The organism is Paenibacillus sp. VT-400 (assembly GCF_001029205.1).
Classification (GTDB): domain Bacteria; phylum Bacillota; class Bacilli; order Paenibacillales; family Paenibacillaceae; genus Paenibacillus; species Paenibacillus amylolyticus.
Genome location: NZ_LELF01000047.1, coordinates 318,239 through 340,552, shown reverse-complemented (window position 1 = coordinate 340,552; position 22,314 = coordinate 318,239). Strand labels below are relative to the sequence as shown.

The window sequence follows — 22,314 nt, the reverse complement described above, 5'->3', positions numbered from 1 at the left end:
ATATGGTGAGTGATATGCGAGCAAACTGTGCCTGATTTCACCTCATATTATAGTTATAATCCGAAAAAGCACACAAGAAACCGGAGTCCTTGCTTACATACTACAATGGTCTCATTATTTATAGGCGGTAACAAAAAATAAAGCGTGGGTTACAGGGGCAATCCCTGTAACCCACGCTAATTATTTATCTACTTTATAAATGAAACCAACCTTTTACATAATCCTCTTTATTCAAACTTCCAACAGGACAAGCTCAGATTGCCATACTGATAGGCTTTAAACAGGAGCGATGCCTGTTTGTTCTGATCTCCCGCACCCATGGCGAGTAGCAGCGGTACAAAATGCTCCGGCGTAGGCACGGCGGCTTGAGCTGAAGGTGCTAGCTTATCATAAGAGAAGAGAGACTCCGTATCCCAGCTCACCAGCTTGTCATGCAGCCAGTTGTCGAACTCTGATGCCCATGGGTCAACGCCGTTACTTTCCCAGTTCAATCGACGTAGATTGTGGACGGTTCCTCCGCTGCCAATGACCAGAATGTCTTGCTCACGCAAGGAAGCGAGCGCTTGTCCGACCTGATATTGCTGCTCACCTGTCAGATAGCGATTCACGGACAAGGCAATTACAGGAATATCCGCATCTGGGTAGAGCAGGCGTAGAACGACCCAAGCGCCGTGATCCAGTCCACGAACGTCATCGGTCTGTACCGGAATCCCGGCTTCTGTGAATAAACGTTCCACCTCGGCTGTGGTCTCTGCCTGTCCTTGAGCCGGGTACTTGATCTGATACAGCTCGGGCTGGAAACCGCCGAAATCATAAATGGTCTCATAGTTGGCTACCGAGGATACAAGCTGAGTTGTGGATTCCCAGTGAGCAGAGAATAACACGATTGCTTTGGGTTTTGGCAGTTCCTGTCCAAGTTTTTGCAGAAATTCGGTGTACACATTCTCCTCCAGTGCCAGTGATGGGGCACCGTGAGCAATAAACAGAGATGGCATCATTATGAATTCAGTCCTTTCGGGTCTTCGGTAGTCAGATTTGCATCCGTCCGAAGCCAGTGTTGAAATTCTTGATATAGATCGGGGGTCACCTGGTGTCCACCGTTGTAAGGTACATATGTGACGTGATTGGTGTGTTGACGGAAGAAATTGGCGTTATCTTCGCCCAGTTGCAGCGGGAATAGATGATCCTGATCTCCATGCGAGATGAACACAGACAGCTCCGAATCGGGGTGCAGCATGTACTCGTCTTTCACAAATTGCGGGATGTACCCACTCATCGCTACAATGCCTTTAATCGCATCTCCCATCACCAGCGATAAAGTCATCGCCATAATTGCGCCCTGGCTGAATCCGGCGATATAACGCCGCTTGGGATCAATAGCATATTTGGCGGACAGCTCAACAATCAATTGTTGCAGTCCCTGAACGGAGGCATCATACAATTCACGGATGGGGTTGCCAATGCTTTTGATCTGAAAATAAGCATAACCTCCACCCTGAACGATAGGCCCACGGATGGCAACAATAATAAAATCAGACTGCATAGGCTCCATTAAACGAAGCATATCCTGTTCATCTGATCCCATGCCATGTAAGGCGAAAATGACAGGATAACGTTGATCTGGATTGTAATGAGACGGTAATCGGACTTCATGTATATAAGGAGAATTCATTAAAAACACCACCTGAAGAGGAATGAGTTAAATATATCGTTCTGACAATAAAGTTCACCAATATGAAATAAATATTCTTATTTATGAACAAAATTTATCATGGTTTCATTGTAGGGTCAATACTTTTTTTGTATGATGAATATATGTTGTTTATAAAAAATCTTGAATGGTTCTACACTAAATGCCGCTACGAATGGTTCATATCTTATTCCCGAGGACGTGATCAGGATGTTAAAGAGTATCGTGCCTATTTTGAGAATATTTGATGAAAATAAAGCTAGAGAGTTTTACCTTGAATACCTGGGTTTCCAATTGGATTGGGAACATCGATTTGAGCAAGAAATGCCCTTATATATGCAGGTTTCGCTCGATTCCATCGTGATTCATCTCTCCGAACATCATGGAGATTGTACACCTGGAGCTGCCTTGCGCGTGGAAACAGATAACTTGGATACATTTCATGGTGCACTTCGTCAGAAAGAGTACAAAAATGCGAGACCCGGTATAGAGGAGACCCCTTGGCAATCAAGAGAAATGACCGTGACAGATCCGTTTGGTAATCGGATTATATTTGTTGAGGCAAGCGCCGAATAGATAACCTGTAGTAGCTAAGCTTACGTCTGGTGTCTTATATAGATGAATAGAAGGGGAGGGACGCGATATGGATATTGGCTTGGCTATTCGTACGATCCGCAAGCAGAAACAGATTACGATCATGCAGATGTGCGAGGGAACGGGGTTGTCCAAAGGTTTTATCAGCAACGTGGAAAACAACAAAACGTCACCTTCCATTGCTACGCTTGAAAGTATTGCGGATTATCTGGAAGTGCCACTTCCTTATTTGCTACTGACACCAGAGCAACGGATGAACGTGGTACGCAAGAACGAGCGTAAGGAGACGACAGCAGGAAGCGGACAGATCAAAGTGCAGCAGCTTACAGCCAAAGGTGCGATGCGTATGTCCATTGTGGAGTTACCGCCAGGTGCTTCGACTGGGATTAGCAAACATGCTGGGGAGGAGAGCCATCTGGTGTTGCAGGGCAAGATTCGTGCGGAGCAATGCGAAGATGTGGAAGTTCTTGAAGTGGGTGATTCGTTTACTTGGAATGCGATCGTGCCCCATGAAGTGACCAATATCGGTGAGGAACCTGCGGTGGTGCTCATTGCGGTGTCCAAAGAATTGGGTCTGGATCATCTGTAAAATACAAAAAGGACGGCTCCCAAGTCATGAACATGCGAACCTGCATACATGTACAATGGGAAACGTCCTTTTATATTTCTAACGAACTGAGCGAACCCTATTAGATGAGTTTAAGCAGATCTCGAGATGTAACGAATCTCAGGCGCTTTATTTCACTGCTGTGTGTGTAATTTGGCTACATTCCACAGAATTCTGGCGAGATAACCTCGCAGTGATTCGTTACGTTTCTCATTTCCTGCAAAAGAGTACAATAAGGTGCGAGAGATTCCTTAGAAAGGTCAGAAGCACCTGTCTATTGTGGATTAGTTGTCCAGATGCCTGCTGTTTTAACGAAGACACGGTCGGACAGCTTGAGCGTTGCGAGTGCAAGTTCAGCTACATCTTCCGCTTGCATCATGCGATCTTCGTCGCCAATTTTCAGTCCGGCATTGGTCGCAAGCTCTGTATTAACGGTGCTTGGAGTCAGTGCCGTTACACGAATGTTGGACTTGCGCACTTCCTGCATCAGAGATTCGGTCATGCCAAGCAATGCAAACTTGGATGCACAGTATGCCGAACCTGTAGCGAATCCGCGCTCACCTGCAGTGGAAGCAATATTGATAATGCTGCCGCTACTTTCCTTGATCATGCTCGGAAGGACAGCGCGTGTAACGTAATATGTACCCATAACGTTAACATGCAGGATGCGCTCCCACTCTTCCGGCTCCATCTCCATGAACGTTCCGAACTTTCCGATCCCCGCATTATTGATAAGGATATCCACCGCACCGAGTTCCATCTCGATGGCTGCTACAGCGGCTTCGGCCTGCGTGCGATCCGAGATATCTGCTACTGCACTGGTTACTTTCACACCGTATTCTTGACTCAGAGACTGTTGCAGAGCCTGAAGATCGGAAGCGGTACGTGCAATAAGGCCGAGGTGCACTCCTTCTTTGGCAAGAGCTTCAGCGATCGCACGGCCGATACCTTTTCCGGCACCTGTGATGATCGCTGTTTTATTTTTAAGTTCCATGTGGGTAATTCCTCCTTAGAAATGGACTAGCATTCAATTATACTATTATTACCCACAGTTCGGAAATTGGCTTCATCACTATTTGGTAATCTCGATGCTACCAGAAGAAGTACGGGCCTTGATCACTTCCCGGCTCACCATTGGCGATTCAGGTACATCGACACTTCCGGAAGTAGCCTTAGCGTCGTAGATTCCGTCAAAATCAGGTGCAGCTTGAATGAAAATATCTCCTGATGTTCCAGACGCATTAATCGGGGCGGAATGGGACTGTTCAATATGAATGCTACCCGAAGTGAATTGAACATCAGCTGCGCCGTTTAATTCAGTAATCTCAATATCTCCTGATTTAATCTTACTGTTTACATGACCGGCAATCTGATCTGCCGTAAAACTTCCGGATGTCTGTTTCACGGTCATGTCTCCATTAATCATGGAAGCGTTAATGTCGCCAGAAGTTAGAACCAATTCAATATTGGGCGCCTTGATGTTTTCCAGACGTATGGAACCTGAGGTGTTGTTCAGCTCAAGCTGATTGGCATTTAGACCTGTCAGATCCCATTCACTTGAAGAGGAGTCCAGCTTAACCTCATTTAATTGGTGTCCTTCAGGCAGAGCAACGGTTATTGTGGAGTCTTGATCATTCCAGTACAAGGTGAAAAATTGCAATCGTTCACGTGCTGTCTGAGCCAGTTGGAATGTGCCTTTGGATAAGGTGGCTTGTTCGAAGCTTTTGACTATGGCAGGGTCCCATTTACCATCGACTTCGATATAACCATTCGAATCGGGGCTTATGACAAATTGAATATCAGCACTGAAATTAGCATTCATGATAATGTTCTGCAATTCATCTGCTTTGAAATCCCATCGTTTGGAATAATGCTCCCGTTCATCCCCGAACTGAACGCCATAGATGGATGTCCCGAGCAAACCTATTCCGATACATATCACGGCAAGCGCAAGCCATTTTTTGGTACTCATGCGGAAACATCTCCTTTCATCGTGTTTTTATTCCATCTAATATATTGAAGAGTGACGATTTTGAAGGCCCTAAAGACATACTTCGATGCGATGGCAAACAAAATGCCGACACCGAAAGCGCCAATCGCAACGAAAATTTCCGGTTTATCGAGTTGGCCCAGGAATACAAAGTCCACAACTGCTGCTACAGGAGCCAATACCAGCAAGGAAAGGCTGGCAATAACAAGCCATACCGACCACATCATGAGACCAAGAGGAATGCCGAGGATCAGATTCAGGAACAACAGGCCGATGGCTGTGAAAAATTTTCGAGTGGCGCTGGTGCTGTTTCTGGGTGACCGCATCTCGCGATAGGTCGGTGCATAGAACGCATCTGAACCCGGTGTATGAATGTCATAACGATCACCAAGTGCTTCCTTGGCGATTTCTTCCGGCTGTCCGAGTTCCCGAGCGATCTCTTCTTCCAGCCTGCCTTCTCGTAGTCCAAGCTCGAAATGTTGATCATAGTCGGCGAGCAACTCAGCCCGTTCGAATGGGTCCATCGGCCGTAGATGAATTTCCATGGCTTTCATAAATTGTTGTCTATTCATTGGGGATTCCTTCCTCAATCAGATTTGCGACATTGCGCACAAATTCATTCCATTCTGTCGTCAGTGCCGTCATGTAGTCGCGACCTGTATCGGATAGTCGGTAATACTTGCGCGGCGGTCCTTCGCTTGATTCTTGCAGATAGGTGGTGCAGTAACCGTCATTTACAAGCCGTCGAAGCAAGGGATACAGTGCACCTTCAGCAACTTCGATATGTTTGGAGACCGCCTGAGCCAGTTCGTAGCCATACCGATCCTGGCGGTTAATTAATACCAGGACGCACAGCTCCAATACTCCTTTTTTGAACTGGATGTTCACATTCACACAGGTTCCTCCTTAGTAGCTTCATTTTTCGCTAGTGTATATTGTTCAGTAGTGGTGAATTCATCATAGCATCCAGTACTGTTTAATGCAAGGTAGTGACTTTAAAATAGTTCCGTATCACGATTGATCGATAATAAGTTCGTTTAATACTGATGCTTAGCTGAAGCTGTCTGTTTAGCTATAATTCAGCATACGCAAAAACCGGATCGGTTACTTCCGTCTGAAGGCGGATTCCGATCCGGTCTGTGAGATGAACTTTTGTTTCTTTGGTTACAGGTTAATCGTTAAATGTCGGTTATTCTTGTGCATCCAGGACTTTAAGGTCTTCCACAGCAGGGCCCTCAATGACATGGCCTGCATAATCGAAGCGGGAACCATGGCATGGGCAATCCCACGAACGTTCGCCCTCGTTCCATTCGACTTCGCAACCCAGATGGGTGCAGGTGGTATCCACCAGAAACAGCTTGCCACTGGTGTCCTTGTAGGCGCCAGCACGTTTACCATTATGACGAACGACGGCTCCTTCGTCATCACCAATTTCGCTAACCTTTTTGTGCACAATGCCTACTTTACCGGAGATTAATTCCTTGGCTACATTCACATTTTCCACAATAAAGTGCTTCATACCAGGATCGGCCTTGAATCTTGCCGGATCGAATATGGCAGCATGAGGGTTGTCACGTCCGGTGATGCGATCTGCGAGAATATGACCGGCCATGGTACCCGTTGTCATTCCCCATTTGGCAAATCCGGTCGCCACATATACACGTTCATGTCTTCCGGTAATCGGTCCAATGTAAGGCACCTTGTCGATGGAGATCAGATCCTGGGCTGACCAGCGAAAAGGGATGTTGCGAATGCCAAATGTCTCCGCTGCGAACTGCTCTAGGCGTTCATAGTGACCGAAGGTACAGATGCCTTGTCCAGTTTTGTGATTTTCGCCGCCAAAAAGGATGTGTTCCTTCCCGTTATGTAAGACGGTACGCAAGGAGCGGTAAGGTGTATCGTCCGAGATGTACATGCCGCCCACATAGGGTTTCTCCGGTTCGACTAATACAGCGTAGGATCGTTCGGCGTGTAATCGTGTGAAATAAAATCCGGGATCATAGACGGGAAAATGAGAAGCCACGACAATATGTTCCGCTGTTACGGATGGGCCATCTCCATAAGTTCTGACATGTAGTGAAGCATCTTCCTCTACATCCGTAACTGTCGTATGCTCGTAGATCTGTACACCTTGTTTCACAGCGGAATCGAGCAAGTAGTGCAGGTAGGCCAGCGGATCAAAACGTGCCTGACCCGGCATGCGAATGCCTGCCCTTGCGGGAACTGGAATAGGGAGTGGGTCTACCCACTCACCAGGGATATTGAGTTTGCCATAGGCGGTCAGCTCGATCTCCAGTTTTTTGATGTTTTCCTCTGATTGAATATAGACGTAGGCATCTTCCTCTGCCCACTGGCAATCAATCTGTTTTTCCTTCACCAGATTGCGCATCCACTTGGCAGCATCGGCATTACCTTCATAGTACATCCGTGCCTGTTCTTGTCCGAAGTGATGCATAATTTCATCAAATATGACGCCGTGTTGTGCAGATACCTTGGCAGTGGTATGACCGGTCGTGCCATCCAACACTTTTCCAGCCTCCAGCACGACTACACGCATACCCGTCTGCGCGAGCAGATAGGCTGTAGTAATCCCGGCGATACCGGCACCGATAATCGCTACATCCGCGGTGATATCTTCGGTCAGTTTTGGATAGGCATCGAATTCATGTGTAGCACGCCACAGTGATTCGGGGACCGGGGGCAGACCCGTCTTGGGCTGCTGATTGTCGCTCATTTTTTTTCCTCCTTGATTGTCTTCAATCTATCGAATGGGATGTTGTTCAGCGCACATCGTTGTACTCTTATTCATGATTGCCAGACTATGCCAGGAAAAAACGGTGCTGTTCAGATTTTGCAGAGGGGATGTTCACAATTTCCTGCGCAGAACCTCTGTTTTTTTTGTTAAACATGCTATATGATAGGATTACCGAAACCGTTTTAGGTTTTGAAAAGGAGATCAAGTTTCACACCTGTAAACGTTGAATATAAAAGGATTAATCTATTCATCGGAAGAAATATTTCCTCCGAATTAACCCCTGTTTTTACTTGATATATGTATTCGCTATCATTTTATTTAACTACCGATAACCAAAGGAGATTCTATATGACGACCAACCAAACGAAATATCCGTTTCAAGATACAGCACTAGAGTTAGACACCCGTGTGAAGGACCTTGTATCCCGCTTGACGGAAGATGAAAAAATTGAATCCATGCTGCAATATCAGCCGGCAGTAGAACGCTTGGGTGTGCCTGCATACAAACACGGTACAGAAGCGGCCCACGGCTTGGCCTGGCTTGGAGAAGCAACATCTTTCCCACAACCGGTGGGACTTGCATGCACATGGGATGCGGATCTGATGAAGGAGATTGGCTCCGTGCTCGGAGACGAGGCGCGTGTATTTTATAAACGAAATCCGGCAGTGAACGGTCTTACGCTGTGGGCACCTACTGTAGATATGGAACGTGACCCGCGCTGGGGACGGAATGAAGAGGCGTATGGTGAAGATCCGGAACTGACAGCCGAGCTGACGACAGCATTGGTCAAAGGAATTCAGGGCGACCATCCGAAGTACTACAAAGCGGTCGCTACCTTGAAGCATTTTCTTGCGAATAATAACGAAGTGGATCGTGGAAGCGGTTCGTCCAGCATTGATCCACGTAACATGCGTGAGTATTATCTGAAGGCGTTTGAGAAGCCATTTAAGGAAGGCGGCGCACAGTCCATGATGACGGCGTACAACTCTATTAATGGTACGCCAGCGTTGTTGCATCCTTTTGTGAACGAGATTGTCAAAGGTGAATGGGGCATGGATGGTTTCATTGTCAGTGATGCAGGTGACGTAATGGGCATCATGAATGATCATAAATACTATGATTCCCACACACCAGGTACCGTAGAATCTGTGAAGGCAGGAATTGATAGCATCACCGATGATGCTGAGCTGTCCAAACAGGCACTGCGTGAAGGATTGGCACAAGGCACACTCACGATGGATGACATCGACAAAGCGTTGTTTAATACGTTCCGTGTGCGTTTCCGTCTGGGCGAGTTCGATCCGGAAGAGGGCAACCCGTACGCTGCTATTGGTGAAGAGTCCATGATGACGGAGAAAGCAAAAGAACTGTCGCTCAGAGCCGCAAGAGAACAAGTGGTATTGCTCAAAAACGACAAAGGCACGCTCCCGCTGGACAAAACAAAAGCTGGTAAAGTTGCTGTGATTGGTCAATTGGGCGGAACCGTCTATCGTGACTGGTATGCAGGTACCATGCCGTATAACGTATCCCCACTTGAAGCAATCCGTGGCAAAGTAGGCAGCGACAAAGTAGCGTTTAAGGATGGTAATGATCGCATTACGTTAACTTCCGTAGCCAATGGGAAGATGATTGGACTGGCAGATGGTGAGAAATCACCTGTTATTGCTTCGGGAGAAGCGGAGACGTTTATGGTGTCCGACTGGGGCTTCGGAAGTTATACCTTGCAGGCGGAAAGCAACGGCAAATATCTGACCACAGATGAAGAGACCGTAACGGCTTCCGCAGATGAAGTGTACGGCTGGTTTGTGAAGGAAGTATTCCACCTGTTGCCACAACAGGACGGAAGTGTAGGTCTGACCACTTGGAATGGCAAAACGGTGACTGCACCTAATGGTGGAAACGATGCATTTGCAGTGTCCGAAGAACTGAAAACCTTCGGTACTACAGAGACATTCAAGCAGGATGTGGTTGTGAATGGACTGAAGGAAGCGGTAGCAGCGGCTAAGGCTGCGGAAACGGCGATTGTTTTTGTTGGTAATAATCCGCTTGTAAACGGGAAAGAAGAGATTGACCGTCCAAGTCTGGATCTCGCCGAATCCCAGCAACGTCTGGTTGAGGCGGTCTATGCCGCGAACCCGAATACGGTTGTGGTCATCGTGGGCAGTTATCCATTCACATCGAATTGGGTTGAGGAGAACATTCCGGCGGTATTGTATACTTCACACGCAGGACAGGAACTGGGTAATGCAGTAGCCGACGTACTTTATGGCGACTATGCACCAGCAGGCCGTCTGAATATGACATGGGTACAATCGGCAGATCAACTGACCGACATCAAAGATTACGATATCATTCAATCCGGTCGGACATATCAATATTTTGAAGGCAATGTATTGTATCCGTTTGGACATGGTCTGACGTATGCAACATTTAAATACAGCAATTTGGAACTTAGCCCAGCTCAAGTGGGTACAGAGGGCAACGTAACGGTAACTGTAGATGTAACCAATACCGGTTCAATTGCCAGCGACGAGGTTGTACAGTTGTACGTTCGTGCAGGCAAATCCCGGGTGAAACGTCCACTCAAAACGTTAAAAGGATTCCGTCGTCTTCATGTCGAAGCGGGAGCTACAGCGAAGGTCAGCTTTACTTTGCCTGTTCAGGAACTGGCAATCTGGGATGTAACTCGTGATCGGTATGTCGTGGAAAGTGGAACTTACTCTATTATGGTTGCCAAGTCATCCTCCGATGTTCAGCTGGTTGCAGACCTGACGGTAGAAGGAGAGACGATCCCTGCCCGTAATCTGGGTGTGGCTACTCGTGCCGAGAATTATGATGCTTACCTGGGTGTTGATCTGGATGAAAGCAAAGAGGGCGGAAGTGCTGTCCGTGTAGTTGGTGAGCAAGGATGGATTGCCTTTAAGGATGCCGATCTGGGTAGTGGGGCAGCAGCAATTGAAGCTCGTGTATCCGCGGAAAAAGCAGGCGCTGTGTTGGAAGTTCGACTCGGTTCACCAGACGGTACGCTCGCAGGACGTGTGGAACTGGCACAAGGTGAAGCCCAGCAGTGGTCTACCGTGAAGGCGGAACTCACAGGTGCATCAGGTGCGCAGGATGTATACATTGTGTTGTCTGCGGGTGTGCGCATCAGTCACTTCGAGATTCGTTAAGTCAAATAGTTCATGAAAAAGCCTCCGAATGCATTCGGAGGCTTTTGTTGGTCTATACGCTGGTTGGATCAGGATGCTTCTTCCTGTCCAACTCTTTTATCCTGAGCGGTAACACTAGAATTATACAAAATGCTTTGCCATCGCACGTATTTTTATTTTCCGTCAAACGTAATCATTTTTTGCACAAATTGCTTCAATTGTTTGTTGGTTTCATTCAGTTGCTCAATTGTGCTCATGAAATTGTTTACGAGTTCAGCCTGCTCTTGGGAGCTTGCAGTGATCTCACCAAGTTCATTCTCCATGCCTTGAATGGATTGCCGAACCGAGAGAAGAGAATCTTCAATACGTGCCGTTGCTTCTTTGGTATCCACAGACAGTTTGCGAATTTCTTTGGCAACAACGCCAAAACCTGCACCAGCTTCCCCTACACGAGCAGCTTCAATGGCAGCATTCAAGCCAAGCAGATTGGTTTGTTCGGAGATTTCACGAATGAAACTGGCGACCTGAGTGACATTGCCTGATTTCTGTACGGCTTGTTTGGAATTGTTCCGGATCTCTTCGGTTGTGGCACTGAGTTCCTCGGAGTGTGCAGCTACATGCTGTACACTGTCAATTAACTGGTTAGTCAGATTTTCGGTAGCATCCATGAGCTGTTGCAACTGGTCTTGGTCATCCATACTGTAGAGCAGATTAAACAGGGCGATGACTTCACCTTTTTCATTTTTAATGGGGATAAAAGCCACGTCAAAAGGAACACCGAATAAATCTTTAGGGTAGTGATCGAATCGTTTGACTGTACCGCCGTTGAGATCAGCAAAATTTCGATTTCCATCCAATAGAGGGTCGCCGGGTTGATAATTCAGTTGTTTTAACGATTCCCCTGCTGAGAAATATAGGAATTTCTCATGATCAATCACGGAGAGGGTTACATCCTGACGAATCGTATCTCGAAAGAAAGGCATACATGTAATTAATGCTTGAACAATATCCATATAAAAGATGATTCCTCCCTGGTTACCTTATGTAAACGGTTAAATTTTAAATGCTAACTTAATAACTACCTATATTATATATCGTCATGCAATAGAGAAGAAAATAGAGAGAATGGATAAAACCTATTTCTTAAAGAAGACCGCTATACGCCAACAAGACACGAGTCCGCTGGGGACCAGTGCCTTGTTAGTTGGTGAGGGGAATAAAACCAATGTTTACAGCATACTGAGCTGCATTGTAACGATGGTTCGAGTGGCTAGTGTTGCACGGACATCAATCAAACGCTGATTCCGGCTGCCGCGGAAGGGAAGGGAAACATCACGCTCCGCTTCAACGTATCGACCGTCAATAATCACATCGCACAACCGGGCAAGCTCCGCTCTTGCAGGGTCGGTAATCAGTTCTTCATATTCGAATCCCGTGTAGGCCCATACCGTCAGATCAGGACGTGCAGCGCGGAGCTGCTGGACCCAAGACGTACATTCTGCTGCCGAGAAAAAGGGATCACCACCACACAACGTAACGCCATCCAGCAATGGATGGGTCGTCACTTCATGCAGAATCTGCTGCTGCCGCTCCTCTGTAAAGGGCTCACCCGCTCGAAAGCTCCATGAATCCGGACTGAAGCAGCCCGGACAGGCGTGACGGCATCCGCTGATGAACAACACGGCACGCAGGCCGATTCCTTCATTCACCGATTCCGGGATGTAACCATATAGATTCACCGGTGTTTCACCCGATCCCGCACTTCGGCTTGCTTCGCAGCATTGAAGCGTACTTTGTAATCTCCGGTCAGATAGCCAGTTACGCGGCGTAACCGCTGGAAGTGTACATGGTTCTCATGGGCTTCACAGCTTGGGCATACATCCCCAATGACGCCTTCATAACCACATGCAGGGCAGCGATCAATTGGATGATTAATGGAGAAATAACCGATATCCTGCGCCAGTGCATACTGTACGATCCGCAGGAAAGCTGCGGTGTTGGCCCGAACGTTTCCGTCAAGCTCCACATAGGAGATTGCACCCGCGTTACATAACGTATGGAACGGTGCCTCCAGTTCAATCTTCCGATATGCTGGAAGCGTGTGGTAGACCGGGATATGGAATGAATTCGTATAATACTCCCGATCATTCACTCCGGGAATAATGCCATAACGCTCTCTGTCGATCTTCGTGAATTTGCCGGACAACCCTTCAGCAGGTGTGGCAAACAGGGTGATATTCAAGTTATGCTGCTCGCTCATCCGGTCACAGAACTCTCTCATGGTCCGAATAATGTTGAGCGCTTCGCGATGTACATGAGGGTCCTGCCCATGATGGCGCCCATAGAGAGCTGTCATACATTCCGCGAGACCGATAAAACCAAGAGATAATGTTCCATGCTTTAAAAGCTCGGCAACCGGCTCGTTCGGGCCAAGCTGTTCTCCACCTTCCCATACACCCTCCCGCATCATGAAGTCCGATGCCTTGGCAGGCTGCAATGTCTGAATTCGGTAGCGGTGCAGCAGGCCGGAAGCGGCATTATGCATAACTGACTCCAAAGCAGTATAGAATCCGGCTCGGTCAGCGACAGCTCTTGCACCTTGGCAGATGCCAAACCGGATGCCGAGCTTCACGAGGTTAATGGTGTTGAAGGACAGATTACCTTTACCACTTTGACGATTGCGACCAAACCGGTCAGCCAGTGTACGTGTGCGGCATCCCATAGTTGCAATGATCGTATCCGGATCTTCCGGATGATAGAAAGGCAGATTGAAAGAGGCATCCACATTGACAAAGTTAGGATACATCCGCCGGGATGAACAGGTGACTGCGAGCCGGAACAGATCATAGTTCGGCTCTCCTTGAGCCTGATTGATCCCCTGTTTACATTGGAAAATATGTTGAGGGAACACGGGAGTCTCCCCGTTGCCCAGGCCACGAATGGTTGCTTCCAGCAACGAGCGTGATACCAACCGTCCTTCCGCAGAAGTACATAATCCATAGTTCAGTGAAGTAAATGGAATCTGACCACCCGCCCGGCTGCTCATCGTATTCAGGTTATGAATCAGTGATTCAGCAGCTTGTCCTGTCTCCAATTCAGTCTCTTCATAGGCGAAGGCATATGCCCGCGGACATTGATTCTTCGCTTCGATGCTATCCAGATGAAGCTGTTCATCCCCGATCAGAACATTTTCACCAAAGAGCCGTTGCCCTTTGCGGTAGTGTTTGCGGAATGACCGCTGTACATAAGGGGCCAGATCCCAGTCAATTTTATTGGCCGATACACCGCCATATTGACTGTTCTGCTGGGATTGGAAGATGATCGCAACCAGAGCCATGGCAGACATGATCGTCTGAGGTGTGCGAACCGATCCGTTACCTGTGTTGAAACCCGCAGCAAGGAGACGGTCAAACGGGATAAAGATACAGTTGGTCGTTCCAAGTGCATACTGATCCAGATCGTGTACATACAGATCCCCATTCTCCACAGCTTGGGCAAGCTCTTCCGGCAACACATGACGCAGAGCATGCCACTTGGCGGTCTCCGAACCGAGCCTGCTCATCTTACCACTGAAGGAATCCCCGTTCAGATTCGCATTTTCCCTCAGCGTATCGGCGTCTTCTGCGCCAATAATTCGTCTTCCCAGGTCGGATAATAGATCGGATGCCGGTGGGGTGGCATACTCAAGCATGTTCATGTAAGGTTCCTCCTAAAATGATTTTGGTTATCATTCAATTCACGTTAAATACTATATGTAGATTTGTCTTATCCATTTATAAACTATATGTGGTTTTTTGGGTGTGATAATGATCACACAGCTTACTGAACAAAGTGGACTTTCCTTTAATTGCTGCGGATAAAGGTTCCCAAAGTCTGAGCGGAAGCGTATAATTTCTAGTTATTCTGCAAGTATAATATCCGAAGTCGGACAAGATGGACTTTAATCAAGCTGAAAAGGCGAGTTGCAATGAATTCGCGGTCGTTAAACCATCCGTTTAAGACCTGCTTTTGTCCACAAATGGGCAATAGGCAGGGAGTATGATTCTCTTATACTTCTACGGTGTTAATCATATAAGTATAGATTGTGACAGCTATTCGGATTTTTGATGACCCCTGTACGTGATTAAACATTCTGAAATACAGATTTGAAAGTGCAGCTAAGATAAGAGGGGTGAATCATGGGGACGGCAGAAGGCATTACAAGAGGCTTCTATGAAGATATAAAGGAAGCTGCGGCCCACATCGTAGACGTATTAAGTGGTATATTGAAGGTCAATACCATCTTTGTTGCCACGAATGACGGGGTGACCAATGTCATTTTGGAGGCCTTTAATCGTACGGAAGAGTTAGTTGTTAAAGGCAGTGCACTTCCATTTACGGATTCATATTGCAGCCTGGTATTAAGAGACAACGGTAGCGTTCTTACGATCCCGGATACATGTGAACATCCGATGACACGATCCATGGGCGTTACGAGCGGACTTGGCAATCGCTTCTTCGTGGGCGTGCCTATTATGAGAAGATCGGGCGAAACATTTGGCACCATCTGTCTGATGGATGATCCTGGTTATGTGATCAGCGAAACCGATATGAAGACACTGAAGGCAATGGCTGTATTCCTGGGTTATGTTGTTGATCTGGAAAGCACGTTGCATGTTCAGGAGCAGAAATTGAGTGATTCGGAACAAATGCAAGAACAGCTCCAGGCAGAGAAAGAACGTGCCGAATCTGAGGCTATGACCAAAACACAGATGTTGAAGCTAATGAGTCACGAGATTCGCAATCCTTTGAACGGTATTTTGGGACTGACAGATCTGATGCGCACACCGGATATGCCTGAGGAGCAGTCCGAATATGTGAACATGATTGAGACAAGCGGCAATATTCTGCTTTCCTTGCTGAATAATATGATGAATTTCAACATTAATGAAGCAGGTAAAACGGTTATACATGATGATCCGTTTGATCTGGTAGGCACCATTGAGAATACCGTGTATCTCTATGCCGGGATTGCGACGGGCAAGAACATTGAGCTGGGATTAAATCTTGAACTGAATGTATCTCAAGTGTTCGTTGGTGATGAAGTCAAGATTGGACAGTTGCTTGCACACGTCATTCAGTATGCTCTCGATTCAACGCGTGAAGGTTCCGTTCTGATTACAGCAGTGGTGAACGGAGAAGAATTGGAGGAGACCGGTACACTTCAGCTCAAGGTGAAGTACACGGGTCAGATGTTATCGGACAAGAAGACACCAACCTTTAACAGCCAAGATGAAAATTTGAATATCCAAAAACTGATTGGAAGCAATCTAGGTTTAGCTGTAAGCCAGAATCTTGCCATTCTCATGCATGGCCGTATTCAGGTGAGTAGTGTGAAGGAAAATGAGACGGAATTCAACATCTCCCTTCCATTGCGCAGATACTGGGAGTTACCTCAACTCGCAAGTGTTCAGCAACGGTTAAAAGGGAAAAAGGTGTTGCTTGCCAAGGACCCTGATATTTTGCAAGGTGTCTCTTCCCTGATGCGTAGGTGGGAGATGGATGTACACATGACCTCGGGTGTGACATTAGCGCATGATTGGATCAAGGAAGGATTCATGCCGGATGTAGCCGTTGTGGATATGGGATTAATGGAAGGCGGCGCGGTTGATTTTGTACATGAACTGAAACAGCGACTGGAGAATCTGCCCGTCATTGTTCTTGTTCCTTATGGTATGCACATTGAATTGCATGAAGCAGAAGCCTTTGATGCTGTTCTGACCAAGCCGGTCAGACAGGCTGATCTGTTGAATGCATTGAGCATTACTTTGCCTTAGATCATGATCATAGATCTTTATTCGGCGCACCTTATAGGTGCGCTTTTTTTCATTTTCCATTTTCTGAGCCAAAGCCCTTTTATTCCGAGCTGGTTACGTTACAATAGAAAGTGAACTTCATCTTTATAACCAACAGAGGAGGATATGCAATCAATGGATTATCGCAGATTAGGTGGAAGCGGACTGAAAGTAAGCGAGATCAGCCTGGGAAGCTGGCTGACGTACGGAGGGTATGTGGAACGTGAGAATGCGGTGAAATCAATTGAAACTGCATTTGATGAAGGCATTAACTTTTTTGATACTGCCAATGTATATGAACGGGGTGCAGCAGAAGAACTGCTGGGGCAGACGCTCAAAGCGTACTCCCGTGACTCTTATGTACTTGCAACCAAAGTATTTGGCAAAATGGGTGATGGTCCGAATGACCAGGGGTTGTCTCGCAAACATATCAAGGAGCAATGTGAAGCCAGCTTGAAGCGCCTAGGCGTTGAATATGTGGATATCTATTACTGCCATCGTTATCATACCGAAACACCAATTGAAGAAACACTCCGCGCGCTCGATGATCTGGTACGCCAAGGCAAAGTGTTATATGTGGGCGTCAGCCAATGGACTGCGGCTCAGATGGAAGCTGCGTTGGGTACAGCAGACCGTCTGCTCCTGGATCGTATCGTGGTCAATCAGCCGGTGTACAACATGTTTGACCGTTATATCGAAAATGAAATTATTCCGCTCGGCGAGCGTAAAGGCATCGGACAAGTTGTATACTCCCCGCTTGCTCAAGGTCTATTGACCGGGAAATATACGTCCGTTTCCGATATCCCAGAGAATAGCCGTGCTGCCAAGCTAGGATGGGACGAAGGAAAGATCAATGCGGATCGTATCGGGAAAGTTCGTCAACTGATTGAAGTGGCGGACAAGCTGGATCTGAAGGTTGGCCAACTGGCCCTGGCTTGGATTCTGCGCCAGAACAATGTATCCAGTGCACTTGTAGGGGCGAGTCGTCCCGAGCAGGTAAAAGAGAACGCGGCTGCATCTGGCGTGAAGCTGGATGCTGCCATTGTGGAGGAGATTGAGAGCATTCTTGCTTGATCTCCTGTCAGCACACAAGCTGAGATGATATGCAATGATCTATAAAGAAAGGGATGTCCTGTGCGCCTGAATAGGCGAACGAGACATCCCTTTTTTGAGAACGTTGAAGGTTAGAGATTATTGAAAGGTAGATCTTACATTAAAGTGTAAGAGGCAAGGAGCGAAAAGTTAAGGCACATACACGGTTACGCCCTGTATTCTTGGCTTCATATAAAGCGCGATCGGCCTGTTCGAAGAAGTCGTCATCGTCATGATCATCACAATGATCGGGATATACGGCTACCCCAATGGAGATGGTTAGACGTGTCGTGTGCCCGTCGGGCAGAGCAAAATGGTATTTCTCTACAGCCTGTCGTATAGATTCGGCGGTAGCCACGGCCTGACGGTGTCCACAGTCGAGCAAGAGAATGGCGAATTCCTCCCCACCATTTCGTGACACGATATCAGCAGAACGGGCATGCTCAATGAGCAGTTGTCCAAGTTGCTTCAGGACCGCATCGCCAGCGGAATGACCATAGGTGTCATTTACCTTTTTGAATCGGTCAATATCAATGGCAAGCAAGGAAAGCTTCTGTTGGTAATCCCGCGCACGCTGGAGTTCCAGTTGAAGTGATTTTTCGAACTGTCGTCGATTGCTCAGGTTGGTAAGATGATCGGTAGAAGCTCTTTTTTCCAATAGAAATAACATTTCATTGGATTTATTAATGAATTCTGCGATGAAATAGATAAATATTCCACCGGCAAAGGAAATGGTCATTTGTAACGGATATATCTTCATTAATGAATTCATGCTGTCTGTATTCAACATAAGGATGATAAAGATTAATGTCATGCCAAGCAGATTCATCGTAATTATTTTGGTCAGTCTGGACCAGGGAGCATAGGCGAAGTATACACCGGACAGTCCGATCAGAGTCATGACAAAACCTGCATCTATGGCAGAGGATGATAAGCCGAACATCAAAATACGAATGACCGAGATCATGAGTCCCGTAACGACTGAAGCTAATCCTCCCATATATACCGCTGCGGTAACGATGGCCAGATGCCGTAGATCTACAATCGTAGTTTCGTTCAGAGGGAAAGAATAGTTCATGAGTACTGTGCCATATATACCGAATAATAAGCCGCCGATCAACTGAACACGTAACGAGGGAAAAGGCAATCGGATACTATAGAACTTTGCGATGATCCCGGACACATACATAAACGTAATCATGACACAGATATTAATGAAAAAAGTGCTAAACAACCGACATTCCCCCTTTTTACGCACATCCCTATATTTTATCTGAAAAGTGGTGCTGTAGCGAACCATAATATCCCAAATTTATGAGGGGATTGCTGGGAAAGATGTTTTATTTGCATATACAGGATATTAGAGTGATATTGACTTCAATATGCAATGAGATTTATACTTAATCTAAATCAAAATATATTCCTTCTTTTTGGGAAGACCATCATAAGTAGAAGATCAGTGTCTGATTTCATATAAAATGGATCAATAATAAAGGAGAAATGGTTGTGAGAACTTTAAATCTGACGATACAACGACAAGCAGTATATGATGTGGTGCGCCATTCAGAGGATCATCCGACAGCTGCTGATGTCATGAATCGACTCGTGGAACAAGGATATAATCTTGCTTATGGTACGGTGTATAATTCTCTTCGTTATCTGACGGACAAAGAATTGATACGGGAACTTAAACTCGGAGAGACAGCAAGCCGGTACGATGCCCGTATGGATGATCATCAGCATATTATGTGTGAAGTGTGCGGCAAAGTGGACGAGGTGATGACAGAGGTTCCTCCACAATGGATGAAACAGGTAGCTGAAGAAACCGGATATGCAATCGATCATGCTCATGTGGTCTTTGGAGGTGTCTGCGGGGAATGCAGAAACAAACGGATCAAGTAAAAATAAAACTGCCTGGCCGCCGTTTACCCCTAAGGGTTAAACCAGCCTTGTCTGACTCAACACCCCTTGTGGACAATTGTCCGGTTACAAGGCGTGTTATTCTGATCAGCCCGATGCCGGGGCAGGTTCATGAACTGGTAAAGGCCTTAACGGATAGTTGCTTTGATGTACTGGTCTTCCATCGCTGGGAACCGGATCTGCATGAGCGTCTTGTCTTTGATCTGTTGATCTATGATCTGTCTGTGGCTGGAACGATCGATGCATTTGCCGGCATTAGCAGCCGATTGAATCGTGAGGCTGAGCATACAACCCCTTGTCTGTATCTGGTTGGTGAGAAGATGATTGGCAGCGCAAGTGGACCGATGCTTCAGGAGGAGCTGCTGGTGTGGCCTGCACGCCCGCAGGAAGCACTTTACCGGGTGCAGCGCATGATTGGCAACAGTCCTGCTTTGCCCAACCGTGGTTTTTTGCCTGAGGAAGGGCACCGTATCGGATTTAAAGATCTGTGGCTCGACCGTGAACGGATGAGTGTACAGCGCGATAATAACCGGATTCATCTAACCAAGACCGAATATGATCTTTTACTCAAGCTGATTGATGCCAAAGGTGCAGTCATTTCCCGTGAGGAAATGCTCAGCGATATCTGGGAGACGGACTTTACAGGTGGAAGTAATGTGGTCGATGTTCATATCAAAAGTTTGCGCAAAAAATTGGGCGATAATGCGTCTTCGCCGCAATATATTGTAACAGTAAGAGGAGTGGGCTACCGCCTGGCGGATTAGTCCGCCTTTTTTTTGACCAAATTTTATCTTTCACTTCATGCTTTTTCGGGTACTACTTAATAGATAGGCAGATCAGAATCATTCCCTTAAAACATGTTCATAGTTCATTCATGAAGTGTTGAAGAACCTCATCTTAATCTCATGTGAACCTCATGCAAGAGTAGAGTGGGACATGTTAGAATCAATTTAACAGTTAGATCAAGTCTAAATGTATATTTAAACCGAAGCCGAATATGATTTTAATAGTAGATATATAACAGCCGTGAGACCCATTAGAGGAGGACGACATGATGACAGAACGTATGACTACAAATCAGGGAGCACCTGTAGGTGACAACCAGAATTCCCGCACAGCAGGCAGAAGAGGGCCGACACTGCTTGAAGACTACCATCTCATTGAGAAAATAGCCCACTTTGACCGTGAACGTATTCCCGAAAGAGTCGTACATGCGAGAGGTGCCGGAGCTCATGGTGTATTCACGCTGGAGCAGAGTATGAAGGCTTATACAACAGCTGACTTCCTACAAGATCCAGGTACGGAGACGGATGTCCTGGTTCGTTTTTCAACCGTTATTCATGGTACGGGATCACCAGAGACTGCACGAGATCCACGTGGATTTTCCGTCAAATTTTACACACGGGAAGGCAACTATGATATTGTCGGTAATCATCTGCCCGTTTTCTTCATTCGTGATGCGATGAAGTTCCCTGATATGGTGCATTCCTTGAAGCCGGCTCCGGATACAAACATTCAGGAACCTGCCCGATATTGGGACTTTATGACCCTCTCACCGGAATCAACACATATGATGACCTGGTTGTTCTCTGATCTGGGCACACCAGCAAGTTATCGGGAGATGGATGGTTTCAGCGTCCATGCTTTCAAATGGATTAATGCACAGGGACAGGTCCACTATGTGAAATACAAATGGGAATCTGCACAAGGCGTGCGAGGCTTCTCTCGTCAGGAAGCTGCCGAGGTACAGGGGCAAGACTTTAATCATGCTACCCGGGACCTGCATGAACATATCAAGAACGGGCAGTACCCACAGTGGAAGCTTCAGGTACAGCTCTTGAAGCCTGAGCAAATGGATGATTTTGCTTTTGATCCGCTCGATCCAACCAAAACATGGCCTGAAGATGTATTGCCGTTCCATACGGTAGGGACCATGACCCTGAATCGGAATCCGCAAAACTTCTTTGCTGAAGTGGAGCAGGCGGCCTTTTCTCCTAGTGCGCTTGTACCCGGAATTGAACCTTCCGAAGACAAATTGTTGCAAGGACGCCTATTCTCCTATCCAGATACACAGCGTCACCGGCTTGGACCGAACTATTTGCAAATTCCGGTGAATTGCCCGTACGCACCCGTTCGTAATCATCAGCGTGATGGACTCATGAATGTGAATCAGGACCCATCTCCGGTGAACTATGAACCCAACAGTTCCGGAAACAGCCCGCAAGAAGATCCGGCATACCGGGACAGTCAGGTTCCGTTGCAAGGGCATGTTACAAGAGAGAAAATCGAGAAGACGGATGATTATACGCAGTCAGGGGAGCTTTTCCGTTCATTTACTCCTGTAGAGCAGCAGCATTTGCTTGATAATCTGATCAATGACCTTAAGGGCGTATCTGTTGATATTCAAATGCGTGCTCTGTGCCACTTCTTCCGAGCGGATGGACAGCTTGGCGGACGTTTAGCTCATGGACTCGGCGTGGATATTTCTGCACATATGCCGTCACAGGATGGAAAATAAAGTACAGTTTGACCATGTTCTACAACATCATATGGACTAATATTCGTTGAAGACCGGGCAGAACCGCGAACGTGCGGAACTCCCGGTCTTTGGCCTTTTTTACTGAAATGGAAAACAAATTTACAAATCATTTACATAAAATAGCTGACATAGAGGTTGACTTC

Annotated in this window: 19 protein-coding genes; 8 read left to right on the top strand and 11 right to left on the bottom strand. The window is 46.8% G+C overall.

Translation table 11 applies throughout. The features are described from left to right. Positions 1-227: 227 nt before the first annotated feature. Together EL84_RS03905 and EL84_RS03900 are read right to left on the bottom strand one after the other, a co-directional pair. A complete protein-coding gene (locus EL84_RS03905) occupies positions 228-998 on the bottom strand; it encodes a DODA-type extradiol aromatic ring-opening family dioxygenase (RefSeq protein WP_047840790.1) in 771 nt (256 codons plus the stop codon). Further along, entirely contained in the window at positions 998-1,672 is a 675-nt protein-coding gene (locus EL84_RS03900) for an alpha/beta hydrolase (RefSeq protein ID WP_047840789.1), read from the bottom strand. Before EL84_RS03900 ends, EL84_RS03905 begins: the two co-directional genes overlap by 1 nt. A gap of 228 nt (positions 1,673-1,900) precedes the next feature. On the opposite strand from EL84_RS03900, the gene EL84_RS03895 reads away from it, so the two are divergent. Continuing rightward, positions 1,901-2,266 carry a glyoxalase superfamily protein gene (locus EL84_RS03895; protein WP_047840788.1) on the top strand — a complete coding sequence of 122 codons (366 nt, stop codon included), beginning with the start codon at positions 1,901-1,903 and terminating at the stop codon, positions 2,264-2,266. Between the two features lie 67 nt (positions 2,267-2,333). After that, the gene (locus EL84_RS03890; RefSeq protein ID WP_036667855.1) at positions 2,334-2,873 is read left to right on the top strand and encodes a helix-turn-helix domain-containing protein; all 540 of its coding nucleotides are present in this window, start codon (positions 2,334-2,336) and stop codon (positions 2,871-2,873) included. 292 nt (positions 2,874-3,165) lie between these two features. Here the strand turns inward: EL84_RS03890 and EL84_RS03885 are convergent, their stop codons facing one another. From EL84_RS03885 to EL84_RS03865, 5 genes are all read right to left on the bottom strand, one after another. After that, a complete protein-coding gene (locus EL84_RS03885; RefSeq protein WP_036612827.1) occupies positions 3,166-3,885 on the bottom strand; it encodes a 3-ketoacyl-ACP reductase in 720 nt (239 codons plus the stop codon). Between the two features lie 78 nt (positions 3,886-3,963). Next, complete coding sequence (locus EL84_RS03880) at positions 3,964-4,863, bottom strand: DUF4097 family beta strand repeat-containing protein (protein WP_047840787.1); 900 nt, start codon at positions 4,861-4,863, stop codon at positions 3,964-3,966. Next, positions 4,860-5,453 (bottom strand): HAAS signaling domain-containing protein, encoded by a 594-nt coding sequence (locus EL84_RS03875; protein WP_047840786.1) that lies wholly within the window; start codon positions 5,451-5,453, stop codon positions 4,860-4,862. The genes EL84_RS03880 and EL84_RS03875 overlap by 4 nt, the downstream gene beginning before the upstream one ends. Continuing rightward, positions 5,446-5,775: a PadR family transcriptional regulator gene (locus tag EL84_RS03870; protein WP_036667851.1), complete on the bottom strand. Its 330-nt coding sequence runs from the start codon at positions 5,773-5,775 to the stop codon at positions 5,446-5,448. Before EL84_RS03870 ends, EL84_RS03875 begins: the two co-directional genes overlap by 8 nt. Positions 5,776-6,070: 295 nt before the next feature. Beyond that, entirely contained in the window at positions 6,071-7,615 is a 1,545-nt protein-coding gene (locus EL84_RS03865) for an FAD-dependent oxidoreductase (RefSeq protein ID WP_047840785.1), read from the bottom strand. Positions 7,616-7,984: 369 nt separating this feature from the next. Between EL84_RS03865 and EL84_RS03860 the strand changes: the two genes are divergently transcribed. Then, positions 7,985-10,807, top strand: a complete 2,823-nt coding sequence (locus tag EL84_RS03860) for a glycoside hydrolase family 3 C-terminal domain-containing protein (RefSeq protein ID WP_047840784.1) — start codon at positions 7,985-7,987, stop codon at positions 10,805-10,807. Positions 10,808-10,959: 152 nt separating this feature from the next. Here the strand turns inward: EL84_RS03860 and EL84_RS03855 are convergent, their stop codons facing one another. The 3 genes from EL84_RS03855 to EL84_RS03845 all read right to left on the bottom strand — a co-directional run bounded on the left by EL84_RS03855 (position 10,960) and on the right by EL84_RS03845 (position 14,483). Continuing rightward, on the bottom strand, positions 10,960-11,799 hold the full coding sequence (locus tag EL84_RS03855) for a methyl-accepting chemotaxis protein (RefSeq protein ID WP_036612816.1): 840 nt from the start codon (positions 11,797-11,799) through the stop codon (positions 10,960-10,962). A 216-nt stretch (positions 11,800-12,015) separates the two neighbouring features. Then, complete coding sequence (gene nrdG, locus EL84_RS03850) at positions 12,016-12,525, bottom strand: anaerobic ribonucleoside-triphosphate reductase activating protein (RefSeq protein ID WP_036667845.1); 510 nt, start codon at positions 12,523-12,525, stop codon at positions 12,016-12,018. Further along, entirely contained in the window at positions 12,522-14,483 is a 1,962-nt protein-coding gene (locus tag EL84_RS03845) for an anaerobic ribonucleoside triphosphate reductase (protein ID WP_047840783.1), read from the bottom strand. The genes nrdG and EL84_RS03845 overlap by 4 nt, the downstream gene beginning before the upstream one ends. Before the next feature lie 481 nt (positions 14,484-14,964). Here EL84_RS03845 and EL84_RS30685 point away from each other — a divergent pair, with 481 nt between their 5' ends. Both EL84_RS30685 and EL84_RS03835 read left to right on the top strand, forming a co-directional pair. After that, the gene (locus tag EL84_RS30685) at positions 14,965-16,602 is read left to right on the top strand and encodes a histidine kinase dimerization/phospho-acceptor domain-containing protein (protein ID WP_053061374.1); all 1,638 of its coding nucleotides are present in this window, start codon (positions 14,965-14,967) and stop codon (positions 16,600-16,602) included. Between the two features lie 153 nt (positions 16,603-16,755). After that, complete coding sequence (locus EL84_RS03835; RefSeq protein ID WP_047840782.1) at positions 16,756-17,694, top strand: aldo/keto reductase family protein; 939 nt, start codon at positions 16,756-16,758, stop codon at positions 17,692-17,694. Positions 17,695-17,833: 139 nt separating this feature from the next. Here EL84_RS03835 and EL84_RS03830 read toward each other — a convergent pair whose 3' ends face one another. Next, a complete protein-coding gene (locus EL84_RS03830; protein ID WP_047840781.1) occupies positions 17,834-18,946 on the bottom strand; it encodes a GGDEF domain-containing protein in 1,113 nt (370 codons plus the stop codon). Between the two features lie 272 nt (positions 18,947-19,218). On the opposite strand from EL84_RS03830, the gene EL84_RS03825 reads away from it, so the two are divergent. The 3 genes from EL84_RS03825 to EL84_RS03815 all read left to right on the top strand — a co-directional run bounded on the left by EL84_RS03825 (position 19,219) and on the right by EL84_RS03815 (position 22,150). Further along, on the top strand, positions 19,219-19,614 hold the full coding sequence (locus tag EL84_RS03825; protein WP_036612807.1) for a Fur family transcriptional regulator: 396 nt from the start codon (positions 19,219-19,221) through the stop codon (positions 19,612-19,614). After that, positions 19,590-20,396, top strand: coding sequence for a winged-helix domain-containing protein (locus tag EL84_RS03820; protein ID WP_036612804.1), 807 nt, complete (start codon positions 19,590-19,592; stop codon positions 20,394-20,396). Before EL84_RS03825 ends, EL84_RS03820 begins: the two co-directional genes overlap by 25 nt. Positions 20,397-20,686: 290 nt before the next feature. Continuing rightward, on the top strand, positions 20,687-22,150 hold the full coding sequence (locus EL84_RS03815; protein WP_047840780.1) for a catalase: 1,464 nt from the start codon (positions 20,687-20,689) through the stop codon (positions 22,148-22,150). Positions 22,151-22,314: the final 164 nt, after the last annotated feature.